Below are 12,219 nucleotides of genomic sequence, written 5' to 3' on the forward strand. Positions count from 1 at the left end.
TGTGTAGTAGCGAATTCTATTCGCCGAGAACTTTTAAAACATCCTCTTAGACCGTAGCGCAACACACCATTAATCTCGGTGCGTTACGGCAAAAATATTGATTTATTTTCCCTATTCTTTGTGACCTTGTGCCGTAACACACCCTACTTCTAATTCAATTATGAATTATGAATTGGTTTAAGAACCCAAAACATCTTGCAATCGTGCTACCATTTCCGCACGGGCTGACACCCCCAACTTGCGAAACATCCTCTTTAAAGCTTGCTTGACGGAATTTTGGGTAATCCACAATCTGGCGGCGATTTCGGTATTAGTTAACCCCTGCGCCACCAATTCAGCAATTTGTAATTCGCGGGGTGTCAAGGGACTAGTTGTAGCGGATGTGAATGTTTTTGGTTTTGCCCTTAAGGTAGCAAGTTTTGTGGACAAATGAATGCATAAAGCGCTTAAATCAGCTAAATCATCGCCATCAAAGGGAGGATTTCCGCGATCGCGTGCTAAGTTGAGCGTCCCAACTAAATGACCATCGTAGACAATGGGGCCAGTCATGACGTGTTCGTGGTCATGACGTGGACAAATATTTTGCCAGTCGTCAGGGGATAATATTAATTGCTCATGAGCGGGAGCATGACGTTCTACCACATAGCGCCCGATGGGATTGCTCTGGACACATACATCTGGAATACTTTGAACATCAATCTTGGTGGTTGACTGGTCATTTAAAAGATAGATACCCCAATGTTGCACGTCAAAATGCTCGCCTATTGTATCCTTGAGTGCGAGTTTAAGTTCTTGCTCATCGCGGACATTGGCGATCGCATGAAATACAGCATGGAGAGAATTAGTCATAAGTGTACCCAGTTGGGGACTATCCGAGCCTCAACAATTACCTCTATGCTAATACCAGCAAAGCTAAAAAGCTAATAACACTAGTAGCATAGATAAAGCACATGACAGTTACACAACTCTCTGCTCAGGAACTTTTCCGAGATGCTTATGAAAACCGCTACACCTGGGACAACAATTTCCCTGGGTACACAGCAGATGTCACTTACAAATATGACGAACAAGTAATCACAGGTAAAGTTCTCATCAACGCCAATCTCAAGGCGGAAGTCTTAGATGTGGAGGACGAACAAGCCAAGCAGGCGATTCACTCTCAAGCCTGGGAAATCGCTGTTCACCGCATCCGTCGTGCGTTTACAGACACCCACGGCGCAAATACATTTAGCTATGGTGCGACCCAAGCAAATGGTGCTGTAGAGATTTTAGTTGGTGGTAAAGCTGACGGCGATAAATACAAAGTCCATAACAATGAAGTCAGCCACGTTCACCGTCTCATCCACGGTACTTTTGTGACCATTGACACCTTTAGCAGTCACGACACTGGAGAAGGCTATCTGTCCCACACCTATGATTCTGTATATCATGACCCCAAAACCGGGGAACAAAAGGGTGGAAGAAGTGAATTTACAGACGAATACGAAAAGGTTGGTAAATATTTCATTTTAAATCGCCGGGAGATTCGCACCCAAACAGCAGGGACGATATCAAATCAGGAATTTATTTTCTCGAATATTAAATTACTGGAGCCTGTTGCTGCTTAATCAGTCTTAGTCTGGAATATAAACATCAGCGATGGGCTGCTCTGGGGGTAGCCATCGCATTTATTTTTGGTATGTTGAGTTCGGAACACCAAGTTTCGAGTTCCGAACACGAAGTTCCGAGTTATAAGCCAATACAGTTCAGTTAGGCTCGAATGATATACACTGTAGGGAACATCCAAAATTTTTTCTTCTAATGACAATTTTATTCGTGCCGTGCCCTGCCCCTACGACAATTTTCCTTAACTGAACTGTATTGAGTTATAAGCGCAAATGGTCGAGTTCAGCACTCCGTGTGTTGACAAAAAAGGTTGGTATTTTGAGTTTAGAGCCTGAATAAGACAATTCCCATAACAAACGATAACTTCAAAACTTTAGTTACAACACTTAATCGGTTATTTTGGACGTTTAATTCCACCCCGTCTTTTTACTCCAAATCCATATAAATAAATTTCAGGCATATTAATACGTCCATCCGACCTACTGTCAAGAATACCAAGTTGCAGCAAATAGTTGAAAATTTCCTCCGGTTTTGAAGTAGGTGGGCATTTTCGGCTCTTCCGTACTTAGCGTGCTGAATTTATTAAATAATCAGCTTGAAACCCTTGCAGAGCTAAGATAATAGCCATTATTTTCTGTATTTTATATCATATTGGTAAAAATTAAATTATGAACGCCTGTAAGCCTTACTTTTAAAGCAAATTTATAAACTTTAATTAATAATTAAGCACGCTAAGTACGCAAGAACCGGATTGGGTGCCAAATATCACTGCAGCATGGGATAAATCAGCTAAAGCTAATCCCCCAATATCGTGGAATCCTGCTCTAGCATCCAGTAGGATAAAGTCCAGGTTTTGGATTCCTCCTTTAATTTCTTTCAACATATTCCGCAAAATATCAGGTAATCGCAAATAATTACGGTTCTTGCGTACTTAACGTGCTAAATTTTTAATTACAGTCGATAACTTTGTTTTAAAATCAAGGCTTACAGGCGCTTATAGCCAAAATTTTAATCATCAGACCTAAAAGGCAGTAAATAATGGCTGTCATCTTATCCCAGCAAGGATTTCAAGCTTATTTTTCAACATATTTAGCACGCTAAGTACGCAAGAACCATAGTTTTTTACTGCGTCTTTATCAATATATATCTTTACTAATACCTTGAATGAGCATTCCACGACATAACCTGCAAGGTATACTGCATTATCACATCGCTGTTTATTTAGCAATAGGTTTGCATCATGCAAATGCCTTGCAGCCGCTTGTGAAAAAGAATCTGACATGACTGCTCCTCATTCTTTACAGTTAACATTTATTTGGCTGAAAATCTTGCACAAGAACATTACCATTAAAACGTAATTTACACAACAACAAAAAATCAATCAAGGCGATTCCAGGTGATTAACTTAAGCAAGGGGTTTAATCAATCAATTTGTGAATATTCGCCTCCCAATTTTCCCCATCAAAGGGCACAATTTCAAAATTACCGATCACATCCCCATCTAAACACCGCACATTCACATCAATACAATTGGGATGACTGCGGGGAATATAAAAAGGATGCATCCCACAAATACGGCAAAATTTATGCTGGGCAATTCCTGTGTTAAATTTGTAGGTTGTCAACTCATCTTCACCTTGTAGCAAGGTAAACTGTTCTCGCGGCACAATTAAATGTAAAAACCCCTTCTTTCGGCAAATTGAACAGTTACAATCCTCCACCCTGTCTTTGTTCACTAGCACCCGAAATCGCACTGCACCACAATGACATCCACCTTCGTATGTAACTGATTTATTAATATTGATTGTCATATTAAATTGCAATTTTTATCTATTCTTTACAGTTGAAATTAGTACACGAATAAGATTATCGTAGATCTTGGGAAGTTTGGGAGCCGTAACATTGTCATTTATGGTAAATTTTTAACAGTGCTGTCTGCTCACCCCATTTCATCAATATCTACACCATGAAAATAGAACGATTCCAGGAACTTAAACAAAAACTGACCAATGAAGCAGATCTTTCTAACATCTGGTTGTTTTATATGGATCATTTTGCGGATCATGCGGAATTCACAGAATTGGGTCAACCCGCCCATAATGAATACCTAAATACTATTATCCACAAAACTTGTCAGCAAATGTTTGGCAAAACAATCAAGATTACTAACTTTTTCCTGATCTACATTGCAAAGTATCACTTATTTCATGGACCCTTCCAAGTTCAAGGACGTATTGGGGGTGTAATTTATTTCGAGGATATCAAAATTGGTTTACTTGCTGTGTCGGCGGATTATCCTCCTACCGATGCGGTCAAGTATTCACGTTTTACTGAAATAATTCAGCTGTCGAAACCTAATCGTAACGATCTCAATTGAGAGAAGCATCTTGTAGGGTGCGTCAGATTTGAGAAATTGATGATTATCAACAGATTTTTGACATGTGACGCACCCTAGGAATGTAATTAATTTACACAGTCGCTAAAAATCAATCAATGGGATTCCAGTTTAGAGACTCGCGTCTCTAATTTATTTAATTGTTGCTTCAATTCCACCACCAAAGTTGATAGTCTATCTATAACAATATCTCGCTCTTTTTGTGATAAATTCCGTCTAGGAGTCAGGGATTGTGGCTGGTTATTTGGTACCCCTAAAGATGGAGACTCACGTCTTTGATTAAGTTTCGCCTCAACCTGACTTAGCCGCGACTGGAAACGACTAAAATCTGCTTCTAGATTACTGAGGCGGGATTCTACTTGCTGCGATGAGGCGGTACTGGACAATAAGCCAATCCAGATAATTAGTACCAAAACCCCGGAGAATAATAATCTGCTAAACATTTGATGTAATCATTGGGAGAGTTCGGGATAAACAGTTAACTATTCACTCCTTTAAACTTGAAAATAGCCTCTCCCAATCGATAGATTCAGTGCTATTGTCTCCTGCTTTCACCTCAAAGATGAGGTTAGTGGCTTTTGGTTGTTTTAACGCTTGCACACAAATTTCTGCAACATCTTCACGGCTGATTTTGCCCTTAATATTATCACCTTGGTCGCATATTAATAAGTTACCCCCAGCTTCCTCCGTTAACGCACAAGGTCTAATAATCGTATAAGGAATTCCACTGGCTCGTACACTATCTTCTCCCTTCAGTTTCCAAGTTAAAATTCCTCCCAATTGGTCATTTAATCTCACCGCTGGTGGTTCTTCATCTAAATTAATTCCCGGTCGTCCGGGACGAGTCACACCAGCTGAACTGACGAGGACAAACTGTGGTAAAGTTCCCCCCCCATAAGCTTTGATAGATTCCACTTGTAAAGAGAAACCACCAGGTGAAAATTTCGGATTTAAAGCGCCATCATATTCAAACTTGCTCAACATCAGTTGAAATGAGCAAATTTTGCTAATATCAATTTTGGGAGCATCTTGCACAACTTTAGCGCGAAATACCGGAATCAAATCATCAAAAGGAATGCGAATATTTATCCAGGTATTTGCTACAGTGTCGAAAGAATAGCTATAACCAAGTCCATCCCATTTAACTTCTGTCCGCAGGAATATTTTATAACGCTGACCATCACCTCTAACCCGCAATTCCACACCTTTATAACCCGATAAATTGAACGCTGGCTCAAAATTTTTAGTTCTGACAGAAGCAAATCCCCCAGAGTTAGCGGTAGAAACATTCCCAGCAAATAAAGCTGTATTTTCTACAAATTGAATATTACTTGCACTCACCCCACCCATCACCACATCATCCAAAGCACCCCAGACATTCTTTAACTCTGCTGATGGATTTGTGAAATCAAATATCAGTTTTTCATCTGATTTGTGTAAATATTTCGCCGCAGCTTCTACCAAATTTTTTACACCTTGATATTCCACATTTTCTGGAGTATCGCCGACAATTTCCGGCTGGTAAAATTTGATGCCTTGATAGTATTTAGCTCTATCTGCCGTATCTCCCTCAACTGGTTGCACACGCACCGCTGTACAACACACCACACCTTGGATATTAGCCAGAACTAAGGGAGTCAAAGTTTCAGGTTTAGTGATATCCCCAACTACCAAGTCAACGTCATTACCAAGAATTGACCGTGCTTTTTCCAGATTACGGACAAGACATCGCACTTGATAACCCCGTTCCAGCAATCGCCGCACGACACGTTTACCCACACCACCCGTCGCACCCGCTACCAATATTACGCCCACACTTGTTCCTCCAATGGGTTGATTTTTATTATCCTGGGGACGACCTTGGATTAACTGCTTTAAGCATTTAAAAAAAGGAATTACCTCAAAGTATGCAAGAGTTTGAATAAACCTGCCAAAATCCCAGAGAGAGCGATTTTTTTCAGTCATAACCACATCTTTATAATTTATAACTTTTTCCAGTCTAACTCAATGATACCAATTTAAATTTCAGTCATGTACCTCCCATACCAGATTCTCTCATCTCTCTTCTTTGCGCCACCCTTCGGGTTCCGCCTTAGCGGTACTGCGCCTCTGCGTGAGATAAATTCCCAAAATCTATATTCACAACACAACTGTATAATAATTAATAACCAGTTATCAATACAAATTAAACTTACTTATGAGTGAGAGCGAAAAAATCCAAGCTGAATACGAAAAATTCCCCAAACAATTCCAAAGTATCATCATTAGCACTGTTAACCAACAAAACATACCCAACGCCAGTTATTCACCCTTCATCATCGACGAATTCAAAAATATCTATATTTACATCAGCGGTTTAGCCACACACACCCAAAATATCAATACCAATCCCCATGTGAGCGTGCTATTTATCGATGATGAAACTAACACTAACAATATATTTGCCCGGCGTCGTCTAAACTTTGACTGTATAGCCACACTCATAGACCATGAAACTGACCATTGGCATCAAATCGTTGATCAATTTCAAGAGCGGTTTGGTCAAACGATTGAGATTTTGCGCGGCTTACCTGACTTTCGGATTTTCCAGCTAACTCCCCAATCAGGTCGTTTTGTAATTGGTTTTGGAAACATTTATAATATCAACGGTGATAACCTCCATCAACTTGTGCAGATCACACCAGATAAATAAGGGTAACACCTGCGCCTTACCCCCATGTATGAATGCAGGGGCTTCTACGGCGTGTTCGCGTAGCGTCACGAAGTGAAGACTTTGGTGACAAAGCCTAAACCTAGGAGATGGAAATCACCAATGACAAAAGACAAATGAAGACCCTTATCAGTAGTTTCCGTGTATCTACTTACTTAATTTTATGCTTCAGTTTCAACCTCCTGGCTTTGGGCATAAAGTAATCAATACCTCTCTGGGTGCAATGGTTTACTATACCCAAACGACTGCACCCTGGACGAACGCTGATACTGAAGATTTACCGCCGCTATTGTTCTTGCATAACTTTGGTGGCGGAGCTTCTGCTTATGAATGGTCTAAAGTTTATCCAGCATTTACGCCCAATTACCGTATATTAGCCCCAGATTTAATCGGTTGGGGAGAATCGGCTCATCCAGTGCGGGATTACCAAATTCAAGATTATCTCACCACAATTACAGAATTTATCATCCAAACCTGTCGCCAGCCTGTGACAGTCGTAGCCTCTTCATTAACAGCGGCTTTAACTATCCGCCTTGCTATTAACCAACCCAACTTATTCCAAGCACTGTTTCTGGTATCTCCCTCTGGATTTGATGACTTTGGCCAAGGTGCGGGACGTAGACTTCCACTTCCAATTATCAATACACCACTGTTAGATCATTTAATTTATGCTCTAGGAGCAGAAAATGAATTTGCAGTGCGTAACTTTTTGCAAAGTTTTCTTTTTGCTAAACCAGAACGAGTATCACCAGAAATGGTGCAGGCTTATTTAACCTCCGCACAACAGCCTAATGCCAAATTTGCCGCCTTGGCATTTTTGCGCGGCGACCTTTACTTTGACCTGAGTTTATATATTCAGCAACTAACAATTCCCACAGTCATTTTTTGGGGCGAACAAGCACAATTTACCAACATCAAATTAGGACGACGCTTGGCAAGTTTAAATATCAACGCCATTCGAGATTTTTACGCGATCGCCAATACCGGAATCCTACCCCATCTAGAAATGCCAGAGGTCATCATCGGTTTGTTGTATCGCGATCTTTAGCTTTAACTCAAAGGTTTGACGACTTATATCAAACTATACTCCTGTCGCGTACTTGTATTTATTGTAATACATTTTCAGCAGTTTTCTAGCGGGAAGGGAGTAGCTACCTTGGCTTCATCTGCCTAAAAAATTGACTTTTCAAATCCTTTCTGATAATTTGATACAGGCTTTAAAAAGCTGACGGCTAAAGGCTGTCCAGTCGTGTGTCCATAGTTGCACTTACCCCGTAGCGTGAGGTATGAGCAGAATGCTTACTCAAAATCAGTCAGGAAAGTAGGTTTATGGTATTACCCAATCAGTTAGGTAGAAATATTTTAATTTTAGCTATTGTTACTTTTATTGCTCATTTTTGGCACTATCAAAATTTAGGACTATACGAAGATGATTATTTTTTAATAGCTCAACCCATGTCCATGAATCTGCATGATTTTGGTGATTTCTTTAAATGGCATATTCTCAATTATGATTCAACAGAAGGTCGTCCTTTACTCTATATTATTGAGTTTTTAGTCGGTTTTTTAGGTAAGTTGTTTGCAGATTTCCAATTCCTTTATTTGATAAATTATCTTGTTATTTTCATCAACAACATTTTAGTATATTTATTTCTGACTTCTCTTTGGAGGCAACCAATTTTTATCATAACAGGAACTCTAGCTTTTACTCTATTTCCAGCAGACACCAATCACGCATATTTAACTCATGTATTTCTGTATTCATCTTTGACATTTTTATTGTTAGCTTTTCTCTCTTATTTCTCTGGTAGACAGTTATTATCCTACTTGCTTATTTTTGCATCCCTTTTATGCTATGAAACTATGTTGCCACTTTTTATTACTGCTCCGTTATTTAAAAATCAGTGGAACAAAAACTTATTCAAAGAGATGCTTAGACATACCCTGATTCTAGCAGCCATGTTAGCAGCAACTGCAGTTGTACGGAAGATAACAGGTGAAGCCAGAGTTGATGGGTTAGATATTATAAAACTTATTCTTATTCCCGTTCGTCAAATGCTCATCGGGCCTTTTATAAGTTTAAGTATGTTTTTATATCGTCCTGCTCAGACTCTCCTCAATTTGAAAGGAGAGTTATTGGTCTTTGTCCCTCTATCTGTTTTGGGCTTTACTTTACTTTTATCTAATCTGAAGATTGCAGCAGAAGATAATAAAACTGAAGATAATACACCTATTTTATCACCGATTAAAAAGTTAGCGTTTTTGGGATTAACGTTATTAGTTTTATCTTATCCTCTATTTTTTACTGTTGCAGCTACTGAAATTAATGGACGTAATTCGCGGGTACATACGACAGCAGCATTAGGAGCTTCAATCTTAATTGGTTTGCTCTGTTATCTGATTATTAATCTATGCAATAATAACAATCTGGCAAAAAATATAGCTAATACGGGGTTGGCTGTATTTTTATCCTTAATATTAGGATTTGGCTTAATAGTACAGCAAGAAAATCAGAAAACTTGGGAATATCAACGGGCTTTTTGGACTGATGTTATACATCTTGCTCCAGATATTGAGCCAGACACAATAATTTTAGTTGACAGCCCTCATTTAAATACTGGAAAGCATTTACACTCTTTTATTGAGTGGGGTGTTCCTATGACATTGAGACAAATTTATAACTTTCCTAAAACTTGGGAACGTCTTGATGAGTTACCTCAAGGTAAAGATAAACCTAGATGGTACTTTTGGCAGAAATATACATTTTATCCTAAAGTATACAGGCTGAGTCTCGACTGGCAGGACACAATAGCAAATCAAGGTAAATTCGATTTTAACCCTAATAGCAAGGCATTTGAATATTTTCTACAATGGGAGTCTCCTCGACTTATAGATAGTCATAATATTATTTTGTTACAGGAAGAAAATGGAAAATTATTCCGCAGAACTGCGCCTTTGAAAATTGGAAATCAAATGTTTGATTTTAAGCCTGTTTCTCAGTCAACCCTTCATTTTGAAAAAGGTCCTTTATATAGTTCCTTAATTAAACAAGATGATGAACTTCCTATCAATTATTTTAATAGTAGGATTATCCTTAGTCATACAGAAAGAAAATTAGAAGACTTCGGAATAAAAACGAATTTTTTGGATTGATGCCTTTTAATTAAACAATGAATTTAGAAAAACAAACTCCAATAGGTAAACAAATTCCCCCAATTTGGTTCAAAATATTAGTGATTTTTCTGATTGGGTTAGGCATTTTCTTTCGCTTTGCCCATTTGGATCAAAAAGCGATCTGGTACGATGAAGTTTTTACCTCTCTAGCGATTTCTGGTCATACTGTCGCTGAAGTACGACAGGAAGTTTTTAATGCGAGTGTAATTCCTGTTACTGTCTTGGATAAATATCAACACATTAACCCAGACAGAGGTGTCAATGACACGGTTCGCTATTTAATGACCTCAGACCCACAGCATCCCCCTTTGTATTATGCGATGCTGAGATTATGGGCGCAAGTGTTTGGAGATTCACCAGTTGGATTAAGGAGTTTATCAGCAGCGATCAGTCTGTTGGTGTTTCCCAGTGTTTATTGGCTGTGTGTAGAGTTGTTCGAGTCCCCAATTGTGGGATGGATGGCGATCGCTCTCATAGCTGTTTCTCCCTTGCAAATTTTCTTAGCTCAAGATGCACGCCAATACGGTTTGTGGATGGTAACAATCCTAGTATCGAGTGCTGCCTTGCTGCGAGCTATTCGACGAGAAACTCTGGCAAGCTGGGCTATATATGCTATTACTTTAGCTTTAGGATTATATACCCATTTATTCACGGCTTTGATAGCAATAGCTCATGGTATTTATGTAATTTTTCGACAACGCTTTCGCTTTAACAAAAGTCTTGTCAATTATCTTTTGGGGACTTTATTTGGGGTATTGATTTTTCTTCCTTGGCTATTTGTAGTCATCACTCATATCAGCACAGCGCAACAGCTAACATCATGGTTATCATCAATCAAGATGGATAATCCTTTCGATTTAATAGCTATTTTCCTGACTCGGCTCAGTCGAATATTCTTTGATGTCAACTTGGCTTCAGATAATTCTTTTGATAATAAGTTTATTTTAGAAAGTCACAATATTTATTATAGCATTATCTCTCTGATATTTGCTTTCAACTTAATTTTGTATCTTGGGTATTTTCTAGCCAAAGAATGTACTAAATCTATAAGTCTATTTTTGGTTTTATTAGGGGGGATTCCAGCTTTATGCTTGCTGTTACCAGATCTGATTTGGGGGGGGATTCGCTCTATTACTTTTCGTTATCAGTTGCCTTTATACATCAGCATCCAGATAGCTGTCGCTTATATTTTAGCTTTCCATATCTTGTTTGAGAAGCACTGGCGGCAAAAAATTTGGCAATTCTTAATGGTTGGAGTTCTGATAATTGGGCTAGTCTCAGATGTGATGTTTTTTAAAGCTGATACTTGGTGGACACAGGCAGGCAACCAATCTTTGCAAACAACAGCTAAATATATCAATAAATTCGAGAATATTTTATTAGTAACTAACGACAATGTTTTAAATATCGGAGTCTTTCTATACTTCAGTCATGTTTTAGAGCCAAAAATAAATTTACTAACAATACAAAGTGAGCATCTGCCGTCCCTAGCCCAAGAATTTAGCAATATCTTGTTGTGGGATTATAATCTGACGCATAGCCAAGAATTGGTGGCTCGATTTAAGGAAGATAAAACCTATTCCGTCAGTTTAATTGACCCAGTTTCAGAACTGTGGCGAATCGAAAAACTTGAGAACAAATAAAAAAGTTTTTAAACTAGGAGAAGTAGGTTAGGTGTGTAAAGAACTTGAAAAGAATGAAATTAGAGAGAATCCCTATCTAGACATTAATTATCCAAGATTGCAGTTGGGTCTTTCCTGGTTGTCTATAGCTCGGTTTATGCGCTTTGGTGTAGTGGGTCTAAGTGGGGTGGCGGTAGACTTGGGAGTGTTTTATTTCCTGCACAAGCCGTTGAATTTAACGTTAACTCTTAGTGCCATGTTTTCAACAGAAGTGGCGATTATTAATAATTTCCTGTGGAATGATGTGTGGACTTTTGGTGATGTCTATCAAGAGCAGCAATCAATAAGTAAGAGGTTACAAAGGTTTTTAAAATTCAACCTGATCTGTTGTTTTGGGTTAATTTTAAATAGTTTAATCGTCAATTGGCTGTTTTATAAATTTGGAGTGAATGAGTATATCGCTAAATTGGGGGTGATCGCTGGCGTTACCCTCTGGAATTTCTGGCTCAACCTAAAGTTGAACTGGCAGGTGAGAAAAAGCGATATAGTAATAATTAATAATTAATTATTGCCCCTAAAATCTTTTCACTTTATCATCTTGACGACAAAACCTAATAAACTGAGGGGCAGTGTTACCTTTACCCAACCCTTTAATTTTGATGATGTTGTCATATTAAATTCTTTGGCGTTGCTGAATCGGAGTATAAAATCAC

13 protein-coding genes are annotated in these 12,219 nt (G+C 38.7%); 7 read left to right on the forward strand and 6 right to left on the reverse strand.

Features of this window, described 5'->3' with window-relative positions:
* Window positions 1-177: 177 nt before the first annotated feature.
* A complete protein-coding gene (locus HEQ19_07380; GenBank protein WYL99374.1) occupies window positions 178-849 on the reverse strand; it encodes a LuxR C-terminal-related transcriptional regulator in 672 nt (223 codons plus the stop codon).
* 101 nt (window positions 850-950) lie between these two features.
* Between HEQ19_07380 and HEQ19_07385 the strand changes: the two genes are divergently transcribed.
* Window positions 951-1,607: a DUF3386 domain-containing protein gene (locus HEQ19_07385; protein ID WYL99375.1), complete on the forward strand. Its 657-nt coding sequence runs from the start codon at window positions 951-953 to the stop codon at window positions 1,605-1,607.
* A 713-nt stretch (window positions 1,608-2,320) separates the two neighbouring features.
* Here HEQ19_07385 and HEQ19_07390 read toward each other — a convergent pair.
* The 3 genes from HEQ19_07390 to HEQ19_07400 form a co-directional block, all read right to left on the reverse strand.
* Complete coding sequence (locus HEQ19_07390) at window positions 2,321-2,488, reverse strand: hypothetical protein (GenBank protein ID WYL98097.1); 168 nt, start codon at window positions 2,486-2,488, stop codon at window positions 2,321-2,323.
* A 162-nt stretch (window positions 2,489-2,650) separates the two neighbouring features.
* A complete protein-coding gene (locus HEQ19_07395) occupies window positions 2,651-2,887 on the reverse strand; it encodes a hypothetical protein (protein ID WYL99376.1) in 237 nt (78 codons plus the stop codon).
* 136 nt (window positions 2,888-3,023) lie between these two features.
* Window positions 3,024-3,416: a GFA family protein gene (locus HEQ19_07400; GenBank protein WYL99377.1), complete on the reverse strand. Its 393-nt coding sequence runs from the start codon at window positions 3,414-3,416 to the stop codon at window positions 3,024-3,026.
* A gap of 155 nt (window positions 3,417-3,571) precedes the next feature.
* On the opposite strand from HEQ19_07400, the gene HEQ19_07405 reads away from it, so the two are divergent.
* Entirely contained in the window at window positions 3,572-3,982 is a 411-nt protein-coding gene (locus tag HEQ19_07405; protein ID WYL99378.1) for a hypothetical protein, read from the forward strand.
* A gap of 113 nt (window positions 3,983-4,095) precedes the next feature.
* On the opposite strand, the gene HEQ19_07410 is transcribed toward HEQ19_07405, so the two are convergent.
* Window positions 4,096-4,443, reverse strand: coding sequence for a hypothetical protein (locus HEQ19_07410; GenBank protein WYL99379.1), 348 nt, complete (start codon window positions 4,441-4,443; stop codon window positions 4,096-4,098).
* A 43-nt stretch (window positions 4,444-4,486) separates the two neighbouring features.
* Window positions 4,487-5,965 (reverse strand): CIA30 family protein, encoded by a 1,479-nt coding sequence (locus HEQ19_07415; GenBank protein ID WYL99380.1) that lies wholly within the window; start codon window positions 5,963-5,965, stop codon window positions 4,487-4,489.
* Between the two features lie 232 nt (window positions 5,966-6,197).
* Between HEQ19_07415 and HEQ19_07420 the strand changes: the two genes are divergently transcribed.
* The 5 genes from HEQ19_07420 (at window position 6,198) to HEQ19_07440 (ending at window position 12,071) form a co-directional block, all read left to right on the forward strand.
* A complete protein-coding gene (locus tag HEQ19_07420; GenBank protein WYL99381.1) occupies window positions 6,198-6,692 on the forward strand; it encodes a pyridoxamine 5'-phosphate oxidase family protein in 495 nt (164 codons plus the stop codon).
* Between the two features lie 181 nt (window positions 6,693-6,873).
* On the forward strand, window positions 6,874-7,758 hold the full coding sequence (locus HEQ19_07425) for an alpha/beta hydrolase (GenBank protein WYL99382.1): 885 nt from the start codon (window positions 6,874-6,876) through the stop codon (window positions 7,756-7,758).
* Window positions 7,759-8,039: 281 nt separating this feature from the next.
* Window positions 8,040-9,863: a hypothetical protein gene (locus HEQ19_07430; protein ID WYL99383.1), complete on the forward strand. Its 1,824-nt coding sequence runs from the start codon at window positions 8,040-8,042 to the stop codon at window positions 9,861-9,863.
* A 17-nt stretch (window positions 9,864-9,880) separates the two neighbouring features.
* Complete coding sequence (locus tag HEQ19_07435; GenBank protein ID WYL99384.1) at window positions 9,881-11,527, forward strand: glycosyltransferase family 39 protein; 1,647 nt, start codon at window positions 9,881-9,883, stop codon at window positions 11,525-11,527.
* Between the two features lie 31 nt (window positions 11,528-11,558).
* Window positions 11,559-12,071 (forward strand): GtrA family protein, encoded by a 513-nt coding sequence (locus HEQ19_07440; GenBank protein ID WYM03297.2) that lies wholly within the window; start codon window positions 11,559-11,561, stop codon window positions 12,069-12,071.
* The last annotated feature ends 148 nt before the right edge of the window (window positions 12,072-12,219 follow it).

This window comes from Gloeotrichia echinulata CP02, assembly GCA_038087035.1.
GTDB classification, from domain to species: domain Bacteria; phylum Cyanobacteriota; class Cyanobacteriia; order Cyanobacteriales; family Nostocaceae; genus Gloeotrichia; species Gloeotrichia echinulata.